We start from the raw sequence: 20,579 nt of genomic DNA, 5'->3' as shown, positions 1-20,579 counted from the left end.
TGCCAGGCCCGTGCCCCGGACAGCGGAACCGGAGCGAGTCGTACCGGCGTGGTAACGGTGCTGGGAATGCGGGATTGAACACTGGCGTTCCCGGTCACAACAGGGGAAAGATCCTCCCCAAGCACTAGAGGCATTCTTTTGCCTACCCATTACTCTTAAGGCCAAGGCCACGCAGGGTGGCCATGGAGGAGTGAAATGAGGAGCAGCAACCCGGTCTTCTCGCGACGGGGGTTCAGCCGCGACAACGGCTACGCGGGCTTCAACGCTCAGCCGCAGGCCGGGGGCCCCGCTGTCGGAACGCAGGGGAACCCGTACGCCCAGGGCAACCCGTACGCCCCGCAGGGCGGCAACCCGTACGCGCAGAATCCTTATGCTCAGAACCCGTACGCCCCGCAGGACCTGCAGCAGGGCGCCCCGCCGCAGGCCCCGCCCGCCACCGACCGCATGACGATGGACGACGTCGTCACGCGCTCCGCCATGACCCTCGGCACGGTCACCGTCGGTGCCGTGCTCGCCTGGGCCCTGCTGCCGGTCTCCCCGACCAGCTGGGGCCTGGCCATCGGTGCGGCGCTCATCGCGATGGTCTTCGCGCTGATCCAGACCTTCAAGCGCAACGCGTCGCCCGCGCTGATCCTGTCGTACGCCGCCTTCGAGGGCGTCTTCCTCGGCGTGATCAGCGAGATGTTCAACAGCCGCTGGAGTGGCGCGCCCTTCCAGGCGGTGCTCGGCACGATGGCGGTGGCCGGCGCCACACTGCTGGTCTACAAGGCGGGCTGGATCCGCGTCACCGCACGGTACGCGCGCATCGGCATGGCCATCGCCATCGCCTTCGTGCTCGTCATGGCGGTCAACCTGCTGCTGGTCGCGTTCGGTGTCGCACCGGACGGCGGGCTGCGCAGCATGGGTCCGATGGGCGCGATCGTCGGCATCATCGCGATCATCCTGGGTGCGTTCTTCCTGACGCTCGACTTCAAGCAGATCGAGGACGGCATCGCCTACGGCGCTCCGCGCCAGGAGGCCTGGCTGGCCGCCTTCGGCCTGACCATGACCCTGGTGTGGATCTACGTCGAGATGCTGCGCCTGGTCGCCATCTTCAGCGGCGACGACTAATCGGGGCCGGTAACGCCTGAAGGGCCCGCGAACCTCTGGTTCGCGGGCCCTTCACCGTTCTCGTTGTGCGCGCTCAGAGCAGTTTGCGCGCGGCCCTCCTCAGGTCGTACTCGTGAATGATCGCCTTGGCGTGGCCGTACGCGAGGTCGTGCTCGGCGCGGAGCCAGCTGACCTTCTCCTCGAAGCGGAAGAGAGCGGGGCCTTCGTCGACGGTGCGCAGCCAGTCGGAGATTTCACGGCCGGTGCAATGGGGGATTCGGGCGAGCAGGTTGCGATGGGTCTCCTCGGAGAAGACTTGGGACATCGGCGCCTCCGGACGCTGGGATGTAAGCCGGTCCTTCAAGTCACGGTGCCTGAGGGTTGGCCTGTTGGCAACAGTCCTGTTGAGGCGCGTAGTCTCGCGGCGTGCTTGATACGACCCCCTTGACCAGTGCCGTGGACCATTTCGCCGACCGTTTGCGGGCCGCTCCGCAGAGCCGGCTCCAGCGGGGGGCGGCGGCGGAGGCGCTGGGTCTGGCCAGGGAGTTGGCACTGCGTGCCCAGCTGCTGGAGGACCCTCAGGGGCCGGTACGGGAGATGCCCGACGCGGGCATGTTCGCGGCCGCCGACCAGATCACGGTCGCCGGGCACGATCTCGCGCTCGTACTGAGGACCGAGGGGGAGGTAGCGGAGGCGGTGCGCCTCGTGGAGGAGGCGCAGAAACGCGCGGGGGTCTAGCTCTGTGCGGGCCCATCGGGGTCCTTGCGGTTGCAACGCCTCCGGGCCCGCGACCGCACCGGTGCACCGGTCCTCACGGCTGCGGCGGGGCCACCGGAACTTACGGCTACAGCGAGGCTATGACGCGGTCCGCCAGGATGTACACGTTGTGGTCGCCGCAGGAGAACGTGAGGGCGTACGCGCCGGAGACGCCGGAGCCGCCGAGGAGGACCGGGGTCTCGCCCTCGCGGAGGGCGCCGGCCAGTTTCTCCGCGGTCTCGCGGTGGCCCGGGGTCATACAGAGCGTGGTGCCGTCGGCGAAGACGTAGACGTCGAGCGTGCCCAGGGGGCCGGGGCGCACATCGGCCAGTTCCGTACGGGACTCGGCCAGCTCCTCGAGACAGGCGACCGTACGCTCGTGGTCGTTCGCGACCGGTGACTGGACCGGTACGAAGTCGGGGTGCGAGGGGTGGCGGCGGCGGGCCGCGGCCAGCTCGGGGGAGTCCGGGGCGAGCTCCTCGGCGTCGGCGCCGGGCTCGGTCACCGCCTCCAGGTGCTCCAGGCCCGCGAAGTCCGACTGGCGCGGCAGGAACAGTTCGCTGTCCGGCAGGCCGAGCAGCGTGGGCCCGTCCGAGGCGTCACGCGCCTCCTGGGCGGCCCAGAAAGCCCGCGCCTCGGCCAGCTCCCGCTCCCGCTCCTCGGCGAGCGCCTCGGCGACGGCAGCGCGTATCTCGGCCGTGTCCGCGGCGCTGCGGGCCGCGGGCACCGCGGCCCGCACGCCCGCCGTACGGCTCTGGCTGAGCTCGCTCTGCAGGGCCGCGATCTGTCGACGCAGCCCGTGTACGGCATGCAGGGTGGCCGCGCCCACGGCCGTGGCGGCGGCCGCGGTGAGCAGCAGGGCTAGAGGCATGGCGCTCACTGACGTACTCCCGGTTCAAAGTCGACCCCCGACTTCCTACATCAGCTTGAAGGGCGGACTATCCAGCTGTCAGTGCATTACGTCACGAATTGGACAGTTATTTGGGCTCGATGTTTGGCCGTGAACCCGCTCTGAGCTGCGTACATCCCCATTCGGCGGGGTGTAGGTCACATCATGGGGGAGATTGGATCACAGAATGGTCCAGGGCCCGGGGGTTCCGGGCCCTGGATCGGTGGCGGGCGCCTCGTCTCAGCTGAGGCGCTCGATGACCATGGCCATGCCCTGGCCGCCGCCGACACACATCGTCTCCAGGCCGAACTGCTTGTCGTGGAACTGGAGCGAATTGATGAGCGTGGTGGTGATGCGGGCGCCGGTCATGCCGAAGGGGTGGCCGACCGCGATCGCGCCGCCGTTGACGTTCAGCTTGTCGAGCGGGATGTTCAGGTCGCGGTAGCTCGGGATCACCTGGGCGGCGAACGCCTCGTTGATCTCGACCAGGTCGATGTCGTCGATGGTCAGGCCGGCCCGGGCGAGGGCCTGGTTGCTGGCCTCCACCGGGCCGTACCCCATGATCTCCGGGGACAGCCCCGAGACGCCGGTGGAGACGATCCGGGCGAGCGGGGTCAGTCCCAGCTCACGGGCCTTGGTGTCGCTCATGATCACGAGGGCGGCGGCGCCGTCGTTGAGCGGGCAGCAGTTGCCGGCAGTGACGAGCCCGTCCGGGCGGAAGACCGGCTTCAGGCCCTGGACGCCCTCCAGCGTCACGCCCGGGCGGGGGCCGTCGTCCTTGCTGACGACCGTGCCGTCCGGGGTGGTGACCGGGGTGATCTCGCGCTCCCAGAAGCCGTTCTTGATGGCTTCCTCGGCGAGGTTCTGCGAGCGGACCCCGAACTCGTCCATGTCCTGGCGGGTGACGCCCTTCAGGCGGGCCAGGTTCTCCGCGGTCTGGCCCATCGCGATGTACGGGTCGGGGAGGAGGTCGTCCTCGCGCGGGTCGTGCCAGGTCGCGCCCTCGCTCTGCGCGACGGCGGCGGTGCGGGCCTCGGCGTCGGCGAAGAGGGGGTTGTGTGTGTCGGGCAGCCCGTCCGAGGAGCCCTTCCCGAAGCGCGACACCATCTCCACGCCCGCGGAGATGAAGACGTCGCCCTCTCCCGCCTTGATGGCGTGCAGGGCCATGCGGGAGGTCTGGAGGGAGGAGGAGCAGTAGCGGGTGACGGTGCAGCCCGGGAGGTGGTCCATGCCCATCTGTACGGCGACGATGCGGCCGAGGTTGTGGCCCTGCTCGCCGCCGGGGAGGCCGCAGCCGAGCATCAGGTCGTCGATGTCCTTCGGGTCCAGTTGCGGGACCTTGGCGAGGGCGGCCTCGATGATGGTGGCGGTCAGGTCGTCCGGGCGGAGGTCTTTCAGCGAGCCCTTGCCGGCGCGGCCGATCGGCGAGCGGGCGGCTGAGACGATCACGGCTTCGGGCATCACGGCTCCATTGGCGTTGCGGGACTTGGGCTGTCTGGGAAGTTACCCGCACGTACCGTGGAGGTCACGGATAGGGCTGTGTGACCCCCACCGCATTTTTCTAAGCGCTTGCTTGGCCGGTGCGTTTTCCTTCCCCAACCCCACCCCTTCCCGAAACTGGGGGCTGCGCCCCCCGGCCCCCCCCCGGACCCGCGGTCGCTCTCGGGCGGGAGGGCGGTGGGGTGGGTGGGTTTCGTACTTCGGCTGCGGGTCGGTTGTGGCTGTCGCGCAGTTCCCCGCGCCCCTAAAGGGGCGCGTCCCCACCCACCAGCCCCAAGGCGCCCCCCGCCTCACGTGGACGGTGTAGGTGCCGGATCCGTTTCCGGTACGCGGCGGCGGCGTCGGCGTTTGAGGAGGGCCCAGGGGCCGCGCGGGCCCGTGGGCATGGCGGCCGTGACCTCCGTGCCCGGCTCGGACGCCGCTTCCGCGGCCGCACGGGCCACCGGCAGGAAGCCCTCGCGGCGGGAGACGTCCGGGCGCTCCTCCTCCGCCGGCCACAGGCCCAGCGCGGCGCAGACCGTCGGGAGTACCGCCATCGCGGCCGTCGCGTAGCCCTCGGCGGAGGGGTGGTAGTTGTCGGGGCCGAACAGCTCACGAGGGTTGGCCGCGAACTCGGGGCCCAGCAGGTCGCCCAGGGACACCGTGCGACCCCCCTGCTCCACCGTGCCGATCGTCTGCGCCGCCGCCAGCTGCCGCGAGGCGCGGCGGGCCAGCCAGCGCAACGGCTGCTGGACGGGCTCGATGGTGCCCAGGTCGGGACAAGTGCCGACGACCACCTCCGCACCGGCCGTACGCAGCCGCCGTACCGCCGCGGACAGATGGCGGACCGAGCGGGTCGGAGGCATCCGGTGCGTCACGTCATTCGCGCCGACCATGATCACGCACACGTCGGGGATCCGAGCAGGATCCCCGAGAATCACCGCGACCTGGCGGTCCAGGTCGTCCGACTGTGCCCCGGGCAGCGCCACGTTCCGCAGCTCCACCGGCCGCTCGGCCACCGCCGCGAGCCCGGAGGCCAGCAGCGCGCCCGGCGTCTGGCGGGCCCGGTGCACCCCCTGCCCCGAGGCCGTGGAGTCCCCGAGCATGGTCAGCCGCAGCGGCTCATCGGCAGCCGCGAAGGAGGATCCGTACAGGCCGTCGGCGCTCGGCGGGTGCGGGCTGTGTCCGTTGCCCACCTGCCGCTTGGCAAGCTGCACCTCGGCCAGGACCAGGCCGACCGTCGCCGCGCCCAGAAGCCCTATCCCGCCACCGCCGTACGCCGCGCCTGCGGCGATCCGCCGTGCCACCCTCGCCCTCGACAAGCTCGACATGCGAAGCCGCCACCTCCTCTAAGCCCGTACACCCACTGCTTGCCCCGTACGGACCGTCGCCCAATCTCAACGGCGCGTGAACGTACAGGACGTGCTCACGGCCTGTACGGCGGATTACGCCGGACAGGCCATAGGCTGACGGAACCACCCCGACCATTTCATTTGCAGCTCCGGAGACAACGGTGCAATTCCACGACTCGATGATCAGTCTCGTCGGCAACACCCCGCTGCTGAGGCTCAACAGCGTGACCGCCGGCATCCAGGCGACCGTCCTCGCGAAGGTCGAGTACTTCAACCCCGGCGGTTCCGTGAAGGACCGCATCGCCCTGCGCATGATCGAGGCCGCCGAGAAGAGCGGCGAACTGCAGCCCGGGGGCACCATCGTCGAGCCGACCAGCGGTAACACCGGCGTCGGGCTCGCGATCGTGGCGCAGCAGAAGGGGTACAAGTGCATCTTCGTGTGCCCCGACAAGGTGAGCACCGACAAGATCAACGTCCTGCGGGCGTACGGAGCCGAGGTCGTCGTCTGCCCGACCGCCGTGGATCCGGAGCACCCGGACTCGTACTACAACGTCTCCGACCGACTGGTGCACGAGACTCCCGGCGCCTGGAAGCCCGACCAGTACTCCAACCCCAACAATCCCCTCTCGCACTATCACTCCACCGGCCCCGAGCTGTGGGAACAGACGAGCGGGAGGATCACGCACTTCGTGGCGGGCGTGGGGACCGGCGGGACCATCTCGGGTACGGGCCGGTATCTGAAGGACGTGAGTGACGGCAAGGTGCAGGTCATCGGCGCCGACCCGGAAGGGTCCGTCTACTCCGGCGGATCCGGGCGGCCGTATCTGGTGGAAGGGGTGGGGGAGGACTTCTGGCCCACCGCCTACGACCGGACCGTCGCCGACGAGATCGTCGCCGTGTCCGACAAGGACTCCTTCCAGATGACGCGACGGCTCGCGAAGGAGGAGGGGCTTCTGGTCGGCGGGTCCTGCGGGATGGCCGTCGTCGCCGCGCTGCACGTCGCCGAGCGGCTCGGGCCCGACGATGTCGTCGTCGTGCTGCTGCCGGACAGCGGACGTGGCTATCTGAGCAAGATCTTCAACGACGAGTGGATGGCCGACTACGGCTTCCTGGAGGACAGCGGTCCGAGCGCACGCGTCGGCGACGTGCTCCGCGACAAGGCGGGCGCCTCCATCCCCTCGCTCGTCCACATGCACCCGGACGAGACGGTCGGCGAGGCGATCGACGTCCTGCGCGAGTACGGCGTCTCGCAGATGCCGATCGTCAAGCCCGGCGCCGGACACCCGGACGTGATGGCGGCTGAGGTCGTGGGCTCGGTCGTCGAACGCGAGCTTCTCGACGCCCTGTTCACCAAGAAGGCCTCGCTGGAGGACCCGCTGGAGAAGCACATGTCGCCGCCGCTGCCGCAGGTCGGCTCCGGTGAGCCGGTGGGTGACCTGATGTCCGTACTCGGCGCCGCCGACGCGGCGATCGTCCTGGTCGAGGGCAAGCCGACCGGTGTGGTCAGCCGGCAGGACCTGTTGTCCTTCCTGGCCAAGAACAGTCGGCAGTAAGAAATACCGGTGAACTGCCCGCGCCGGAGGGGAACTTACGGCGCGCGCGGTCGGAGCGGGACTTCGCGGAAGTGGTACGAGCGCGTCACGTCCGCGCAGCACACGCTTAACACGCGTCCGGCACATTGGTGGTTGTCGGCGAGGGGGGAGCGGCTCCCCTCCTCAGCCGGCGCCGAACGGCGCCAAGGACCTCCGGAGCGGCTCCCGGACCTCCATGGACGCCACGGACGCGTAAGCCCGGCCCTGACCCGGCCCGCGTCCCTCGCGGGGACCGCCGTCGTCCCGCCCCCCGACAAGGGGGTGCGGCGGTCCCCGCGCCAAGCCTTCTGGACCCGGTGACTTCTCCGGTCGACGCGGTGACTTCTCCGGTTACTTCTCCCAGTCCGATTCCGGCTTGTCCTTGCGGCGGCCGAAGAGCGGGGTGTGACGCGTGGCCTGGACCACGTTGACCCCCACGATGCCCGTCCAGGCGACGAGAAGGCCGGGCAGGTCCGCCACGCCGCCGCCGATCGCGGACAGCGGGATCGCGAGGACCAGTGAGACGATTCCGAAGCCGAAGCGCTCGCCCCAGGTGTCGTTGGCCTGCGGGGAGCGCGATTCGCGGGCCACCACCATCTGCTGTTCGGCGAGCTGGCGGCGTACACGGCGATCCACCACGCCGTCCAGGCGCTGCTCGACCTTCTCCAGGAACGACTCGACCAGCGCGGAGTCGTAGTCGTCGCCCAGTTCCCTGCGCACATGCAGGGTGGCGTCGAGTTCCTTCTTGAGTTCGGCGTCGCGGGCATCAGTACCGGTCATGTGCTCACGGTAAGGAGCCGGAGCCCGATTGGCACTGGGGTTAGCCCCCCTGTCCCGGCGGGGCCGTACCCCCTGCGGCCGCTGCCCTACTTCTTGGTCAGGCCCTTCTTCTCGGCATAAGTGTTCGCCACGTCCTCGGGGTCCTTCTTGTCCTTGTCGACCTGACGGTTCAGCTCGGTGAGGTCCGCCGTGGTGAGGACGTTGCCGAGTTCGGCGAGGGCCTTGCGGACGGTCGAATCGGCCTTGCGGTCGGCGATGAGGGGGACGACGTGCTGGCCGGGGACGAGGTTCTTGGGGTCGGTGAGGACGACCCACCCGTTGGCCTGGATGTCGGTGTCCGTGGTGAAGAGGTTCGCCACGTCCACGTCGCCCTTCTTGAGGGCGCCCTTCACCAACGGCCCCGAGGAGTCGAGGGACTTGAACTCCTTGAACTCCACCCCGTACACGTCCTTCAGGCCGACCACGCCGACCTCGCGCTTCTTCACCTCGGGCGCCGCCCCGATGACGAGCCTGCCGTTCTGCTTCTTCAGGTCGGCGAGGGAGGAGAGGCCGTACTTGTCGGCCGTCTCCCGGGTGACGGCGAACGCGTCGGAGTCCTCGGCCCTGCCGTACGGCAGCACCTGGAGCCCGGCGGGCAGGGTCATCGCGAGGGCGTTCTGCATCTCTCCCTCCTCGGTGGCCTTCGACTTGGGGTCGATGTAGTGGAGGAGCGCGCCCTGGTATTCGGGGAGCAGGTCGATGTCGCCGCCTTTGAGAGCGGGGATCAGGATTTCGCGCGTGCCGAGGTTCGGGCGGACCGTCGTCCTGACGCCCGCGGCGTCGAGTACGGCCGCGTAGAGGTAGCCGAGGACCTGGTTCTCGGTGAAGTTGGCGGTGCCGATGGTGATGCCGCTCTTGCTGGAGCCGCCACCGGAGCCGACGTTGCCCTCGCCGTCGAGCGAGGTGATGCCGCTGCTGCAGGCGGCGAGCGCGGGGACGGAGGCGGCGGCGAAGAGCCCGCCGAGGAGAGTACGTCGGTTCATGGGTGGAAGCTCCTGAGTGGAGTTGCAGAGGTCGGGGGGCGCCCCGCCGGAGGGCGGCGCCCCATCAGGGGCGCGGGACTGTCACATGTGCGCCTACGCCGGGCGATGACGGAACAGCACCCGCTGGAGGCCGCTCAGCGCCAGGTCGAGCACGACGGCGACCACGGCCACGAGCACTGCCCCGCCCAGCACCTGGACAAGGTCCCGCTGAGCAAGCCCGTCGAACACATACCGACCCAGCCCGCCGAAAGAGACGTACGCGGCGATCGTGGCCGTCGCCACCACCTGGATCAGCGCGAGCCGCAGGCCGGTCATGATCAGGGGGAGCGCCAGCGGCAGCTCGACCTGGAAGAGGACCTGGTACCAGCGCATGCCCTGGCCGCGGGCGGCGTCCTTCACGTCCGGGTCGACGGCGTTCATGCCCGCGTACGTGTTCGTCACGATCGCCGGGACGGCGAGAGCGACCAGGGCGACGTACACCGGCCACATCGACAGGCCGCTGGCGAGGAAGACCAGGACGACCAGGCCGACGGTGGGCAGGGCGCGGCCGAAGGACGCGAGGTTGATCGCGACGAACGCGCCGCGGCCGGTGTGGCCGATGAGCAGGCCCAGGGGGAGTGCGATCGCGGCCGCCACGAGGGTGGCGAGGAGCGAGTACTGGAGGTGTTCGGCGAGGCGGTGGCCGATGCCGTCGGAGCCGGACCACTGCTCGCCGCTGACCAGCCAGCTGCCGAGGTTCTTGAAAAGTTCGTACATGGGCTCAGGCCGCCCTTTGCTTCCGGTGAGTCCACGGGGTGAGTACGTACTGGACGGCGACCAGCAGCGTGTCCGCGACCAGGGCCAGCAGGAGCGTCAGGACGACGCCGACGATCACCGGGGTCGGGAAGTTGCGCTGGAAGCCGTCCGTGAAGAGCTGGCCGAGGCCGCCGTCGCCGATGTACGTCGCCACGGAGACCAGCGAGATCGACATGACCGTCGCGATGCGGACGCCCGCCATGATCACCGGGAGCGCGAGGGGGAGTTCGACGGTGAGGAGGGCGCGCAGGGGGCGCGTGCCCATGGCTTTCGCGGCTTCCTTCGTCTTCACGGGGACGGAGTCGAGGCCCTCGACGGTGTTCCGGAGGAGGACGACCAGGCTGTAGATCGTCAGGCCGATGACCGTGGTGGTGCGGGTCAGGCCGGAGACCGGGAGGAGCAGCACGAAGACCGCGATCGACGGGATCGTGAAGAGGACGTTCGAGAGGCCCAGGAGGAGGCCTCGCAGGGGGCGGATCCGGTGGGCCACCACGGCCAGCGGGAGGGAGATCAGCAGGCCGACGAAGACGGCGGAGAGGGCCGCCTGGAGGTGGGAGAAGGTGAGGGTGGTGAGGTCGTCGGTGTGGTCGCCTATCCACGACCAGTCGATGGTCATCAGGCGACCCGGGCTTCCTCGTGGGCGAGTCCGGCATGCGCGTGGATCTCGTCGCGCGACGTCACGCCGGTGAGGGCGCCGTCGGCGTCGACGCGGGCCACGAGTCCGGTCGGGGAGGCGATGGACTCGTTGAGGGCGGCGAGCAGGGAGTCGGCGTCGCTCAGCGGCCGTACGGGGAGTTCGGTGTCCTCGGTGCGCCAGTGCAGGGGCCTGCGGGCGCCGTCCAGCACCAGTTCCCAGGTGCCGCCCTCGGGGGCCGGCGCCTGCGGTATGCCCTTGAGCGCTGTCAGCGACAGGAGCTTGAGGCTGCGCTCGGCGCCCAGGAAGTCCGCCACGAACTCGTCCGCGGGGTGCGCGAGCAGCTCGGCGGGCGGGGCGCACTGGACGAGGTGGCCGCCGGTGCGGAAGATCGCGATGCGGTCGCCGAGCCGGACCGCCTCGTCGATGTCATGCGTGACGAAGACGATCGTCTTGCTCAACTCCTTCTGGAGTCTGAGCAGTTCGTCCTGGAGCTGGGTGCGGACGACCGGGTCGACCGCACCGAACGGCTCGTCCATCAGCAGCACCGGCGGATCGGCGGCGAGCGCGCGGGCGACGCCGACGCGTTGCTGCTGGCCGCCGGAGAGCTGGTGCGGGTAGCGCTTGCCGGCCTCGGTGGTCAGGCCGACCGTCTCCAGCAGTTCCGCCGCCCGCGCCCGTGCCTTCCTGCGGCCCCAGCCGAGGAGCAGCGGCACGGTCGCGATGTTGTCGAGCACCGTGCGGTGCGGGAAGAGGCCCGACTGCTGGATGACGTAACCGATGGAGCGGCGCAGCTCCGCGGCGTCCTGTTCCAGCACGTCGCGGCCGCCGACCCGGATGGTTCCGGAGGTCGGGTCGACCATCCGGTTGATCATTCGGAGGGTGGTCGTCTTGCCGCAACCGGAAGATCCCACGAGGACCGTCACGCCACCTTCGGGCATCTCCAGGGAGAGGTCGTGGACCGCCGTGGTGCCGTTCGGGAAGCGCTTGTGGACCGCATCGAATTGGATCATGAGGTGTCCCTTGCCCGACGTGTATATCGTCATGCAGAGTTCTTGGTATCTGAATAGGTTGTCAACGCTCCCGGGTAAATCGCTGGTTACAGATGACTGTCAGGCGAGATGGGATGTCTGTGTTTGGGAGGAGTTTGCGCGTGATGTCGTCTCGAATCGTGGACGTACCGGGGACCGCCGGCCCGAACTCCGGTGTCCCCAACCCGGGTTCCCGTGCCGCCACGCCCGGTCTGGTGGTCCTCGACGGGTACAGCACCGGCGTCGCCGACGTCGTGCGCCTCGCCGACGGGGCCGCCCGGCCGGTCCCCGGCACCGAGGCGCTGAAGCGCGTCGAGGATTCCTGGGACGCGGCCCGGCGGATCGCCGCGACCGGGCGCGTGTACGGCCGCTCCACCGGCGTCGGCGCCAACCGGAACGAGGACGTGCCGACCGAGGCGGCGACCGGCCACGGTCTGCGGCTGCTGCGCAGCCACGCCGGCGCGATCGGCGCGGAGCTGCCCGCGCGGCAGGTGCGGGCGATGCTGGCGGTACGGGCGAACCAGCTGCTCGCGGGCGGGGCCGGGCTGCGGCCCACCGTGGTCACGGCGCTGTGCGAGGCGCTGGAGAGCGGGGCGTATCCGGTCGTGAACGAGTTCGGCTCGGTGGGCACCGGGGACATAGCGGCGCTGGCCCAGGTGGGGCTGGCGCTGGCGGGAGAGCATCCGTGGCGCGGGGCGGGCGCGCCCGCACCACAGCCCCTCGACAACAACGACGCCCTCGCCCTCATCAGCAGCAACGCCCTCGCCCTCGGCCAGGCCGCGCTCGCCCTGCACGAGCTGCGTGGGCTCATCGGGGCCACGCAGGTCGTCGCCGCGCTGTCACTGCTCGCGGTGGACGGCTCGTACGAGGCGTACGCGGCACCCGTGCACGCCGCGCGCCGGCACCGCGGGACGGCCGAAGTGGCGCGGCGCATGCGCGAGTTGCTCGGCGCCGCCGACCACCCGACGCCGCCGCTCGGACGCCTCCAGGATCCGTACGGATTCCGCTGCCTGCCCCAGATCCACGGCCCGGCACACGACGCGGCCGATGCCCTGGAAGAAATCCTCGCCGTCGAGATCAACGCTGCCGCCGAGAACCCGCTGATCTGCGTCGAGGACATGGCCGCGTACCACCACGGCGGCTTCTACCAGGCCGGGCTCGCCCTGGCCCTCGACCACTTCAGGCTCTCCCTCACCCAGGTCGCGCGCCTGTCGACGTCCCGGCTGTCGACGCTGAACGAGCCCGCCTACACCCGCCTGCGCCCTTTCCTCGCCGACCACGAGCCCGCCTCCTCCGGCGTGATGATCCTGGAGTACGCCGCCGGAGCCGCCCTCGGCGATCTTCGCGCCTTCTCCGCACCCGCCTCGCTCGGCCACGCTGTACTCTCCCGAGGCGTCGAGGAACAGGCCAGCTTCGCCTCCCTCGCCGCATCTCAGACGCTGCGCGCGTGCGATGCGTACCGCCTCGTCGTCGGTTGCGAACTCGTCGCCGCCGTACGGGCGTTGCGCCAGCGTGAACTGCGGCCGGAACCGGATCTTCCGGTGGGCCGGGCGCTGGAACTCGCCGAGTCGGTGCTCGACCCGGGCCAGGCCGACCGGCCGCTCACGGACGATGTGACGGCGGCGGCCGCACTGCTCGACCGGTTCACGGACATCTGGAGGGGGAGCACGGCATGAGCGTGGACAGGGGTACGGATGCGAGTGCGGGCGTGGAAGGAGACCCGGGCGTGGGCAGGAGCAGAAACGTGATGGACAGTTCTGCCGCGCGTCTGCAGGCGCTCTTCGAGGGTCACCGGCTGACACCGACGCAGCGGCGCATCGCGCACAGCATGGTGCGGCGGGCGGCCGAAGTGCCGTTCCTGTCGAGCGTCGAGCTCGCGGAGCTCGCCGGCGTCAGCCAGCCGTCCGTCACCCGCTTCGCGGTCGCGCTCGGCTTCGACGGCTATCCGGCGCTGCGCAGGCATCTGCGGGAGGTCACGCCCACGGAGCCGGTCGCGGACACGGCCTCCTACAACGAGTACCAGCAGGCCGTGGAGGCCGAGATCGAGAACCTGCGGCATCTGGCCTCCGCACTCGCGGACCCGCGGCCGGTGGAACGGGCCGGGCGGCTGCTCGCCGCGTCGCGTCCGCTGCCGGTGCTCGGGCTGCGGGCCGCGGCCTCCCAGGCGTACGGCTTCTCGTACTTCGCGGCCAAGGTCCATCCCGACGTACGGCTGCTGCACGAGGGCGGCACCATGCTCGCCGACCGCATCGACGCGGCGGCCCGGGCGGGAGCCACGGCACTGCTGTGCTTCGCGCTGCCGCGGCATCCGCGCGAGGTCGTGGACGCGCTCACGCACGCCAAGGAGACCGGACTGACCGTGGTCACCGTCGCGGACTCGGCGTTCGCGCCGGTGGCGAAGGTGTCCGACCTGCTGCTGCCCGCCGCGGTCGGTACGGGCCTCGCCTTCGACACGGCCTGCGCGCCCATGCTGCTCGGGCGGGTGCTGCTGGAGGCGATGTGCGACGGCCTTCCGGACGCGCAGGCGCGGCTCGAGGAGTTCGACGCGCGGGCGGCGGCGCGGGGACTGTTCGTGGAGTAGGCGCGGGAATCGGAGAGTTTCTCAGACTCGTCTCACCTTCGGTCGCTACCCTGCGCGCCCGAAGAGACTTCGTACCTTCGACGAGGACGACGAGGACGAGGAGGCGGGAAGGTGACGCGCGGAGGTCAGGGACTGGCTCGGGTGGCCGTCGTCGTACGGGCCGGGGTCGTGCCGTTGTGGTGGCTCGGAGTGTTCGCGGCGGGCATCGGACTGCTCGTACCGGGCGTGACCGGACGCCGGATCGGGGTGATGGCGGGAGCCGCGCTCTTCCTCGTCACGGTGGCCGCGGTGCTGGTGCCGCGCAGGAAGCGGTACGTCGCGCTCGCCGACGGCGCCGCCCGCGCGGGCAAGCACGATGTGCTCCAGGACCGGGCCGTGACCGTACGCAACTGGCGCCGGGGACATCGCTGGTGGCTGCTCCTCGCCTTCGTGGCCGCGCTGGGCAGCGCGTTCGCGGTGCCCGCCGCGGGCGGCATGCTGCTAGCCGGGGCGGGGGCCGGCCTGCGTCTGAAGGCCGCCTGGCTCGGCCGCCTGGAGCGGGGCTCCGACGCCTTGCTGTGGGTCCGGGTCGACTGGCTCGGCCGGGGGGCGGGTGCGCCCGCGGGCAAGCGGGTGAAGGGGTACCGGGCCACGGGGATCGCGGCGGGCGACGCCGCGCCTGGTGGGGCGCGGCGTCGGGGCGAGGTGCTGGTGTAGGACCGCGCCTCGGCCTGCGGCCGGGCGTTGTTCTCCCGCCCGCGCACCGGCCGTGCGGGTATCGCAGTTCTGGGCGGGTTTCTTGTCGGGGTTTCTCGTCGTTGGCGGCTGCGGCGTCGTGCTTCAGTCCTCGCCCCGGGCCCGGAGCACCAGCTTGTTCACCGCCCACAGCCCCACGCCGATCGCGAGCAGGACGCCCGCGCGGATGTAGACGTCCGCCGGGCGGTCGGCCAGGGGGCTGGCGAGGATCAGGGCGGTGACGGCGCCGAGCACCGGGAGGGCGGTGGGGGTGCGGAAGTGCGTGTGGTCCACGGGGTCGCGGCGCAGGACGAGGACCGCGACGTTGACCACGGCGAAGACGCACAGCAGCAGGAACGCCGTCGTGTCGCCCAGGCCCTCGATCTCGCCCGTCGAGACCAGGCCGATCGCGAGCAGGGCCACGAAGACGATGCCGACCACGGGGGTGCGGCGGCGGCGCAGCACGCGGCCCATGGCGCGGGGCAGGATGCGTTCGTTGGCCATGCCGTAGCACAGCCGCGAGGCCATCATGATGTTGATCAGCGCGGAGTTGGTGACGGCGAACAGTGCGATGAGCGCGAAGAGCTTGTGCGGGAAGTCGACGCCGCCCGCCTTCACGACCTCCAGCAGCGGGCCGCTGGATCCTTCCAGAACCTTGTAGTCGACGAGGAGCGACGAGACGAGCGCCACCAGCACGTAGATCGTCCCGGTCACCGTCACCCCGATGAAGATCGCCCGCGGGAAGGTGCGGACGGGGTCCTTCGTCTCCTCCGCCATGTTGACCGAGTCCTCGAAGCCCACGAAGGCGAAGAAGCCCAGGGCCGTGGCCCCCAGCACGCCGGTGATCAGGGCGTATCCGGTGCCGCTCGCCTCGAACTCGGTCAGCCGGGACGGCTCCCCGTCGCCCGTCAGTACGGCGTACGCCCCGATCGAGAGGATGATCAGCAGGCCCGTCAGCTCGACCAGGGTCAGGATCACGTTCGTCTTCACCGACTCGGAGACGCCCCGCAGGTTCAGCGCGGCGAGGAGCAGGATGAAGCAGATCGCGACGAGCGTCGGCGGCAGGGCGTCGCCCGTCAGCTCGGCCAGATAGTCACCGCTGAACGCGCGGGCCGCCGCGCTCGCGGACGACAGGCCCGAGCACATCACCATGAAGGCGATGATGAACGTGAAGAAGGGGACCTTGAACGCCTTCTGTGTGTAGAGGGCCGCCCCGGCTGCCTGCGGATACTTGCCGACGAGTTCGACGTACGAGGCCGCCGTCAGGATCGCCACGGCGAAGCCGATGACGAAGGGCAGCCACAGCGCTCCGCCGACCTTCCCGGCGACGCTGCCCGTGGTGGCGTAGATGCCGGTTCCGAGGATGTCGCCGATCACGAAGAGGATCAGCAGCTTGGGACCGATGGCACGTTTGAGTGCCGGTTCCTCGGCCGGAGACTGCGCGTCGGTGCTTGTTTCGGTCGTGGACAAGAGAACCTCCCCCGGTCGGTGATCTGTCCGGGGGAGTACTGCCCGGTCGAAGGCCCGCGATGCGTGCGCGATCGATTCTCAGAGGTTTGTCAGAGGTTGTGCGCGACCCTCGTCGTGCCTCGCGGCTCCTCGGAGCTCCGAGGAGCCGCGAGGAGCCGCGAGGTCGCCTTCGCCGGACCTCTCCAGGCCGGTGTCAGACCTCCAGGTCCGCCTCGATCTTCTTCAACTGATGGCGCGCCATCGCCAGGTTGGCCCGCTTGGAGTCGAGGACCAGGTAGAGGAAGAGGCCGTTGCCGCCGCGGCCCGACATCAGGCGGATCAGGTGGTACTGGTCGGACAGGGTGATCAGGATGTCCTCGATGTCGCCCTTCAGGCCGAGGTGCTCCATGGTGCGCAGCTTGGCGCGTACGACGTCGGTGTTGCCTGCGGCCGCGACGTTGAGGTCGAAGCCCTTGCTGCCGCCCATCGTGCCCAGCGCCATGCCGCTGGTGTAGTCGACGAGCGCGGCTCCGGTCGCGCCCTCGATGGAGGCGAGGGCTTCCTTCAACGCGGTTTCGGTGTTCGCCATGGTGTGGTGTCCTTTCAACTCTCAGTGGCGGTAGGGGGATTCGGGATCGCGCGGGTGTTGCTCCGCGCGCCGGCCCGGGCGTTCGCCCGCGCATTGGTTCGCGCGGTTCGGGCTCGTGCAGGGACGGACTTGTCGGTGGAGGTGGAGGTGGCTTCGGAAGGGGTTGTGGAGGTGGTCTTCGCGGTCCCTCTGGAGGGCAGTGGGGCCGAGGTCTTCGCGGGAGTCCTGGCTCCGGCTCCGGCGGTCCGCGGGGGTGGTTCGGCGCGGGCCGCCGCGGCGTCGACCAGCTCGCCGATGCGCGTGCCGGCGCGGCGCCCCTCCAGGTGCAGGCGTCCGACGTTGACCCGGTCCTGCGCCAGCAGCGTCAGTACGGCCGACGAGCCCGCCGCGTACGTCGCCACATAGCCGTTCACGCCGCGGACGAGCAGCTCGCGGAAGTCGCCCTGCCCGGTGGCGTCCGTCATCCGCAAGCCGACGCCCAGTACGGCGGCCGTCAGCGCGGCGAGGCCCTCCGGTTCCACGCCGGGGGTGTCCTGGGCGAGCACGAGCCCGTCGACGCTGGCCGCGAGGGCGCCGGTCAACTGGGGCACGCGGGCCCGCAACCGATGGAGCTCATCGAGGACTTCGGCCTCCGCCGCCATGAGCAGTCTCCTCTCGGCACGCTGTCGAAGCGCGCGGATCACAGGTCCTCCCGTACGTCGCCGCCGGTCAGGGGGGTGTCTTGGGCGCCGCCGGTCACAGGGCCTCCAGGGCGTCTCGGAGCCGGCGCAGCAGGGCGATGTCGGGGTCGGCCGAGGTCTGGGTGAGCAGGGCGGACACGGGGTCGTGGTGCGGGGGCGGCGGCTCGGGTGCCGCGTCTGCCGCGGCGGGGCCCGTTGCCCCGGGCACTTGGGGTGCCCGGAGGGACTGGGGGGCGGCCGTCGTGACGATGCCCGCCGCGGCCAGCCTGCGCAGATCGACCAGGGTGTGGAACGCCGGGCGGCCCAGGGCGAGCGAGATGTCCGCGGCCGTGCGGACCCCGTTCACCTGGTCGAGTACCGCTTCCTGGCGGGACGGGACCGGGGGCTCGGCGGCGCGGTCGGCCCTGATCAGCGGGGCGGTGTCCGTCGCCGGTGCGGGCCAGATGCGGTGCAGCAACTCGCGGCGGCGCAGGCTCTCCCGCTCCAGCGCGGCCACCGGTACCGGGCGCACCGCTCCGAGCCAGTGCGCGGCACCGTACCGGAAGCGCGCCGGGGCGCCGGACGGCCCGAGCACGAAGTACGCCGCGTCGAACAGGGCCGCCACATGGCACAACTCCAGCGCGCCCTCGGCGACCCGGCCGCTGTCGACGAGGAACCGCCCGACCTGCCGCCGCGCCCCGGCCCGCGCGATCGCCTCCCGCCAGGACTCGGCGTCCAGGGCGCCGCCGGTGGCGAGCAGCACGTCGAGGCCCGGGGTCTCGGGGCTCTCGGCGTGCGTGACCTGGCCGTCGGAGAGGTAGAGCGTGCCGTGCTCGCGCAGCAGTACGCCGGTGGCGCGCTCGGCGGCGAGCCGGTGCAGCATCGGGGAGACGCCGGGGCCGGTCGTCGGGGATACGCCGGGTTCGGCCGGCGTCTGCCGTACGGGCAGCCGGGGCGGAGGCGTGTCGATCACGGTCATCCCAGCACCAGCCGTCCGGCCATCTCGCCGAGCCGTATTCGGGCCAGCGCGAGGTTGCCGTCGGCGCGGGCGAGCCACAGATGGAGGAAGACGCTGCTGTCGAAGGTCGTCGCCACGAACCGCAGGACGTGGTACGTGTCCCGGTTGCTGACGATCAGGTCCTCGACGGGCGGGTCCTGCCCCTCCTGGTCCGGGCCCTTCTCCGGCGCGAACGCCCCGTGCTCCGCCGCGAGCCGCGCCAGCTCCGCGGCCTCCGCCGCGGTCGTCTCGTGGTCACCGCCCGGCGCCTCACCGACCGTGCCCAGCGCCAGGCCACTGGTCCAGTCGACCACCGCGGCGCCCAGGGCACCGGGCAGCCTCATGGCTTCCACCAGACACTCGTCGATTCCGGGCACCGTGGCTCCCCTCCCGCCTCGGGTACGGCTGAGTGACGACGAAGCTACGCAACGTGTGCGTGGGAGGTGAGAGTTACGGCATTTTCCAGTGGAACATGCCCGCGCTGACTAAAGTGGGTCGACTGGCCGTCTTCCGGGGCGAGTTGACGCCTGGCGCGCCGTTGGCGCTCTGACGTGAGCGGATGGCTCCGAGTGACGTCTCAGGGTGGCGGCATCACCGCGTCAATGCGGCAACGGCGCGCGAATGAGTTGAAGCACGGCACTCAGCCGCGCGCCGGGCGCACCTGTGGGTGCGTACGCCGGGCGCGCAGGCCGTTGGAGTCCTTGTGCTACAGCCCCGCCAAGCCCCCCACATGGCGACCGCCCGACTCCGCCACGATCTCCTCCAGCGTCTGCGGCGTCCGTACGGTCGCGAACCGCACCCCGCCTTCCGTATCCGGCCCGAACCCGTAAATCCCCGGCCGCGCCAGCGAGTTGTACGCGTAGTGGTGCGCGAAGTAGTAAGCCCCCGTGTCCAGCACGGCCGCGTAGTCGCCCTGTTCGAGCAGCGGCAGCGAGCGCCCCTCGGCCAGCAGGTCACCCGCGAAGCACGCCGGCCCCGCCACGTCCTGCACCACGTCGGGCCCTGCCTTGGGGCGTCCCTTCGCGTCGTACGCCCCCACCCGCAGCGGCCATGACGCCGGCGCGTACACCGTGCGGGCCGCCACCTGCACCCCCGCGTGCGTCACCGCGATCGCTCGCCCGCCGGCCGTCTTCGCGTACTCGACCCGTGCCAGCACCACCCCGTGCTTGGCGAGCAGCGACCGCCCGAACTCCGTGACCAGCCCGTAGCGCCCGTCGAACAATCCCGGCACGCTCGCCGCCAGCAGCCGCGCGTACTCCCCGTACGTCGGGCTCTGGGCGTCCGCGGTGAAGTTCACCGGCAGCCCGCCGCCGATGTCGAGCGTGTCGATCTGCCGTCGCCCGGCGCGCGCGTTGATCTCCTCGGCGAGGCCGTACGTCTCCGCCACCCCGCGCGCCATCAGCTCCAGCGGCATTCCCTGTGAACCGGAGTGCGCGTGCAGCCGGGTCAGCCACGGCCGGTCCAGATAGGCCTGTACGACCCACTCGCGCGCCCCCTCGTCCCGCAGCGCGACCCCGAACTTCGAGGTCGCCGTCGCCGTGGACAGCGCTTCGATGGAACCCCCGCCGACCTGCGGGTTCACCCGCAGTCCCAGGGGGGAGCGGGTGGCAGCCGACTGGACGAGTGCGTCGATGCGGGCCAGTTCCTGCGGGTTGTCCGCGTTGACCGCGATGCCCAGGGCGAGCGCCTCGCGCAGCTCGGCCGGGGTCTTGGCGGGGGAGTCGAGGACCGTCCGGGACGGCGGCACCCCGGCCGCGCGGGCGAGGGCCAGCTCGCCGGGGCTCGCCACCTCCGCGCCGATGCCCGCCTTGTGCAGCAGCCGCAGTACCGGCACGAGCGGAGTCGCCTTCACCGCGAACGCGTGCAGGACGGGTGTGCCCGGTGCGGCCACCGCGTCGAAGGCCGCGTGCAGCGCCGCCGCCGCGGCGCGGATGCCGGTGACGTCGAGGAGTCCGATGATGGGGGTGGCGGGGCCGACGAGCCCCTGTTCCACGGCCGCGCGGACGGCCTCGTCCCGCCGCGCGCCCCCGTCCGACGCCGTGTCCGGCGCCCGTTCTGTGGGGTCCGTGTCCCCTGTGTGTGCCGCCATACATCCAGCCAAACACCCGCGGCCCGCTCGTGCGGACGTACGAACGTATTGACTAGCTCTATTCATGAAGACAGGATGTGAATAGCTACTCCAACATTGGAGC

21 protein-coding genes are annotated in these 20,579 nt (G+C 70.9%); 6 read left to right on the top strand and 15 right to left on the bottom strand.

Going from position 1 to position 20,579, the window contains the following annotated elements; translation table 11 throughout:
- The first annotated feature begins 195 nt into the window (after positions 1–195).
- On the top strand, positions 196–1,110 hold the full coding sequence (locus FE633_RS33890) for a Bax inhibitor-1/YccA family protein (RefSeq protein ID WP_138048999.1): 915 nt from the start codon (positions 196–198) through the stop codon (positions 1,108–1,110).
- Between the two features lie 73 nt (positions 1,111–1,183).
- Here the strand turns inward: FE633_RS33890 and FE633_RS33885 are convergent, their stop codons facing one another.
- Positions 1,184–1,414 carry a DUF4287 domain-containing protein gene (locus FE633_RS33885; protein WP_103550712.1) on the bottom strand — a complete coding sequence of 77 codons (231 nt, stop codon included), beginning with the start codon at positions 1,412–1,414 and terminating at the stop codon, positions 1,184–1,186.
- Between the two features lie 101 nt (positions 1,415–1,515).
- Here FE633_RS33885 and FE633_RS33880 point away from each other — a divergent pair, with 101 nt between their 5' ends.
- The gene (locus FE633_RS33880) at positions 1,516–1,827 is read left to right on the top strand and encodes a hypothetical protein (RefSeq protein WP_171060228.1); all 312 of its coding nucleotides are present in this window, start codon (positions 1,516–1,518) and stop codon (positions 1,825–1,827) included.
- A gap of 106 nt (positions 1,828–1,933) precedes the next feature.
- Here the strand turns inward: FE633_RS33880 and FE633_RS33875 are convergent, their stop codons facing one another.
- The 3 genes from FE633_RS33875 to FE633_RS33865 form a co-directional block, all read right to left on the bottom strand.
- Positions 1,934–2,716 (bottom strand): hypothetical protein, encoded by a 783-nt coding sequence (locus tag FE633_RS33875; protein WP_138049009.1) that lies wholly within the window; start codon positions 2,714–2,716, stop codon positions 1,934–1,936.
- 258 nt (positions 2,717–2,974) lie between these two features.
- Complete coding sequence (locus FE633_RS33870) at positions 2,975–4,195, bottom strand: acetyl-CoA C-acetyltransferase (RefSeq protein WP_138048998.1); 1,221 nt, start codon at positions 4,193–4,195, stop codon at positions 2,975–2,977.
- Between the two features lie 329 nt (positions 4,196–4,524).
- The gene (locus FE633_RS33865) at positions 4,525–5,544 is read right to left on the bottom strand and encodes an SGNH/GDSL hydrolase family protein (protein ID WP_171060227.1); all 1,020 of its coding nucleotides are present in this window, start codon (positions 5,542–5,544) and stop codon (positions 4,525–4,527) included.
- 182 nt (positions 5,545–5,726) lie between these two features.
- Here FE633_RS33865 and FE633_RS33860 point away from each other — a divergent pair, with 182 nt between their 5' ends.
- Positions 5,727–7,118 carry a cystathionine beta-synthase gene (locus FE633_RS33860; protein WP_138048997.1) on the top strand — a complete coding sequence of 464 codons (1,392 nt, stop codon included), beginning with the start codon at positions 5,727–5,729 and terminating at the stop codon, positions 7,116–7,118.
- A 369-nt stretch (positions 7,119–7,487) separates the two neighbouring features.
- On the opposite strand, the gene FE633_RS33855 is transcribed toward FE633_RS33860, so the two are convergent.
- From FE633_RS33855 to FE633_RS33835, 5 genes are all read right to left on the bottom strand, one after another.
- Positions 7,488–7,916 carry a hypothetical protein gene (locus tag FE633_RS33855; RefSeq protein WP_138048996.1) on the bottom strand — a complete coding sequence of 143 codons (429 nt, stop codon included), beginning with the start codon at positions 7,914–7,916 and terminating at the stop codon, positions 7,488–7,490.
- Positions 7,917–8,002: 86 nt separating this feature from the next.
- Positions 8,003–8,938, bottom strand: a complete 936-nt coding sequence (locus tag FE633_RS33850) for an ABC transporter substrate-binding protein (RefSeq protein WP_138048995.1) — start codon at positions 8,936–8,938, stop codon at positions 8,003–8,005.
- 93 nt (positions 8,939–9,031) lie between these two features.
- Positions 9,032–9,694: an ABC transporter permease gene (locus tag FE633_RS33845; RefSeq protein WP_138048994.1), complete on the bottom strand. Its 663-nt coding sequence runs from the start codon at positions 9,692–9,694 to the stop codon at positions 9,032–9,034.
- A gap of 4 nt (positions 9,695–9,698) precedes the next feature.
- The gene (locus FE633_RS33840) at positions 9,699–10,349 is read right to left on the bottom strand and encodes an ABC transporter permease (RefSeq protein ID WP_138048993.1); all 651 of its coding nucleotides are present in this window, start codon (positions 10,347–10,349) and stop codon (positions 9,699–9,701) included.
- Positions 10,349–11,380 (bottom strand): ABC transporter ATP-binding protein, encoded by a 1,032-nt coding sequence (locus FE633_RS33835; protein ID WP_138048992.1) that lies wholly within the window; start codon positions 11,378–11,380, stop codon positions 10,349–10,351. The genes FE633_RS33840 and FE633_RS33835 overlap by 1 nt, the downstream gene beginning before the upstream one ends.
- A gap of 143 nt (positions 11,381–11,523) precedes the next feature.
- Between FE633_RS33835 and FE633_RS33830 the strand changes: the two genes are divergently transcribed.
- The 3 genes from FE633_RS33830 (at position 11,524) to FE633_RS33820 (ending at position 14,675) form a co-directional block, all read left to right on the top strand.
- The gene (locus tag FE633_RS33830; protein ID WP_138048991.1) at positions 11,524–13,074 is read left to right on the top strand and encodes an aromatic amino acid ammonia-lyase; all 1,551 of its coding nucleotides are present in this window, start codon (positions 11,524–11,526) and stop codon (positions 13,072–13,074) included.
- A 71-nt stretch (positions 13,075–13,145) separates the two neighbouring features.
- The gene (locus tag FE633_RS33825; RefSeq protein WP_138049007.1) at positions 13,146–13,979 is read left to right on the top strand and encodes a MurR/RpiR family transcriptional regulator; all 834 of its coding nucleotides are present in this window, start codon (positions 13,146–13,148) and stop codon (positions 13,977–13,979) included.
- 111 nt (positions 13,980–14,090) lie between these two features.
- A complete protein-coding gene (locus FE633_RS33820; RefSeq protein WP_138048990.1) occupies positions 14,091–14,675 on the top strand; it encodes a hypothetical protein in 585 nt (194 codons plus the stop codon).
- A 123-nt stretch (positions 14,676–14,798) separates the two neighbouring features.
- On the opposite strand, the gene FE633_RS33815 is transcribed toward FE633_RS33820, so the two are convergent.
- The 6 genes from FE633_RS33815 to FE633_RS33790 form a co-directional block, all read right to left on the bottom strand.
- Entirely contained in the window at positions 14,799–16,163 is a 1,365-nt protein-coding gene (locus tag FE633_RS33815) for an APC family permease (RefSeq protein ID WP_138048989.1), read from the bottom strand.
- A gap of 193 nt (positions 16,164–16,356) precedes the next feature.
- Positions 16,357–16,731, bottom strand: coding sequence for a roadblock/LC7 domain-containing protein (locus tag FE633_RS33810; RefSeq protein WP_138048988.1), 375 nt, complete (start codon positions 16,729–16,731; stop codon positions 16,357–16,359).
- A 14-nt stretch (positions 16,732–16,745) separates the two neighbouring features.
- Entirely contained in the window at positions 16,746–17,372 is a 627-nt protein-coding gene (locus FE633_RS33805) for a roadblock/LC7 domain-containing protein (RefSeq protein ID WP_138048987.1), read from the bottom strand.
- A gap of 94 nt (positions 17,373–17,466) precedes the next feature.
- A complete protein-coding gene (locus tag FE633_RS33800; RefSeq protein ID WP_138048986.1) occupies positions 17,467–18,369 on the bottom strand; it encodes a hypothetical protein in 903 nt (300 codons plus the stop codon).
- On the bottom strand, positions 18,366–18,764 hold the full coding sequence (locus FE633_RS33795; RefSeq protein WP_119102745.1) for a hypothetical protein: 399 nt from the start codon (positions 18,762–18,764) through the stop codon (positions 18,366–18,368). The genes FE633_RS33800 and FE633_RS33795 overlap by 4 nt, the downstream gene beginning before the upstream one ends.
- Before the next feature lie 329 nt (positions 18,765–19,093).
- On the bottom strand, positions 19,094–20,476 hold the full coding sequence (locus FE633_RS33790; RefSeq protein WP_246113962.1) for a type III PLP-dependent enzyme domain-containing protein: 1,383 nt from the start codon (positions 20,474–20,476) through the stop codon (positions 19,094–19,096).
- Positions 20,477–20,579: the final 103 nt, after the last annotated feature.

This window comes from Streptomyces montanus (genome assembly GCF_005786655.1).
Taxonomy (GTDB): domain Bacteria; phylum Actinomycetota; class Actinomycetes; order Streptomycetales; family Streptomycetaceae; genus Streptomyces; species Streptomyces sporangiiformans.
This window is presented reverse-complemented; position numbering and strand designations above follow the sequence as displayed.

What these genes read in the sequence shown, in the direction of transcription:
- FE633_RS33890 (WP_138048999.1), top strand. Translation starts at nt 196, where the DNA reads ATGAGGAGCAGCAACCCGGTCTTCTCGCGACGGGGGTTCAGCCGCGAC.
- FE633_RS33885 (WP_103550712.1), bottom strand. Translation starts at nt 1,414, where the DNA reads ATGTCCCAAGTCTTCTCCGAGGAGACCCATCGCAACCTGCTCGCCCGA.
- FE633_RS33875 (WP_138049009.1), bottom strand. Translation starts at nt 2,716, where the DNA reads ATGCCTCTAGCCCTGCTGCTCACCGCGGCCGCCGCCACGGCCGTGGGC.
- FE633_RS33870 (WP_138048998.1), bottom strand. Translation starts at nt 4,195, where the DNA reads ATGCCCGAAGCCGTGATCGTCTCAGCCGCCCGCTCGCCGATCGGCCGC.
- FE633_RS33865 (WP_171060227.1), bottom strand. Translation starts at nt 5,544, where the DNA reads ATGTCGAGCTTGTCGAGGGCGAGGGTGGCACGGCGGATCGCCGCAGGC.
- FE633_RS33855 (WP_138048996.1), bottom strand. Translation starts at nt 7,916, where the DNA reads ATGACCGGTACTGATGCCCGCGACGCCGAACTCAAGAAGGAACTCGAC.
- FE633_RS33850 (WP_138048995.1), bottom strand. Translation starts at nt 8,938, where the DNA reads ATGAACCGACGTACTCTCCTCGGCGGGCTCTTCGCCGCCGCCTCCGTC.
- FE633_RS33845 (WP_138048994.1), bottom strand. Translation starts at nt 9,694, where the DNA reads ATGTACGAACTTTTCAAGAACCTCGGCAGCTGGCTGGTCAGCGGCGAG.
- FE633_RS33840 (WP_138048993.1), bottom strand. Translation starts at nt 10,349, where the DNA reads ATGACCATCGACTGGTCGTGGATAGGCGACCACACCGACGACCTCACC.
- FE633_RS33835 (WP_138048992.1), bottom strand. Translation starts at nt 11,380, where the DNA reads ATGATCCAATTCGATGCGGTCCACAAGCGCTTCCCGAACGGCACCACG.
- FE633_RS33830 (WP_138048991.1), top strand. Translation starts at nt 11,524, where the DNA reads ATGTCGTCTCGAATCGTGGACGTACCGGGGACCGCCGGCCCGAACTCC.
- FE633_RS33825 (WP_138049007.1), top strand. Translation starts at nt 13,146, where the DNA reads ATGGACAGTTCTGCCGCGCGTCTGCAGGCGCTCTTCGAGGGTCACCGG.
- FE633_RS33810 (WP_138048988.1), bottom strand. Translation starts at nt 16,731, where the DNA reads ATGGCGAACACCGAAACCGCGTTGAAGGAAGCCCTCGCCTCCATCGAG.
- FE633_RS33805 (WP_138048987.1), bottom strand. Translation starts at nt 17,372, where the DNA reads ATGGCGGCGGAGGCCGAAGTCCTCGATGAGCTCCATCGGTTGCGGGCC.
- FE633_RS33800 (WP_138048986.1), bottom strand. Translation starts at nt 18,369, where the DNA reads ATGACCGTGATCGACACGCCTCCGCCCCGGCTGCCCGTACGGCAGACG.
- FE633_RS33790 (WP_246113962.1), bottom strand. Translation starts at nt 20,476, where the DNA reads ATGGCGGCACACACAGGGGACACGGACCCCACAGAACGGGCGCCGGAC.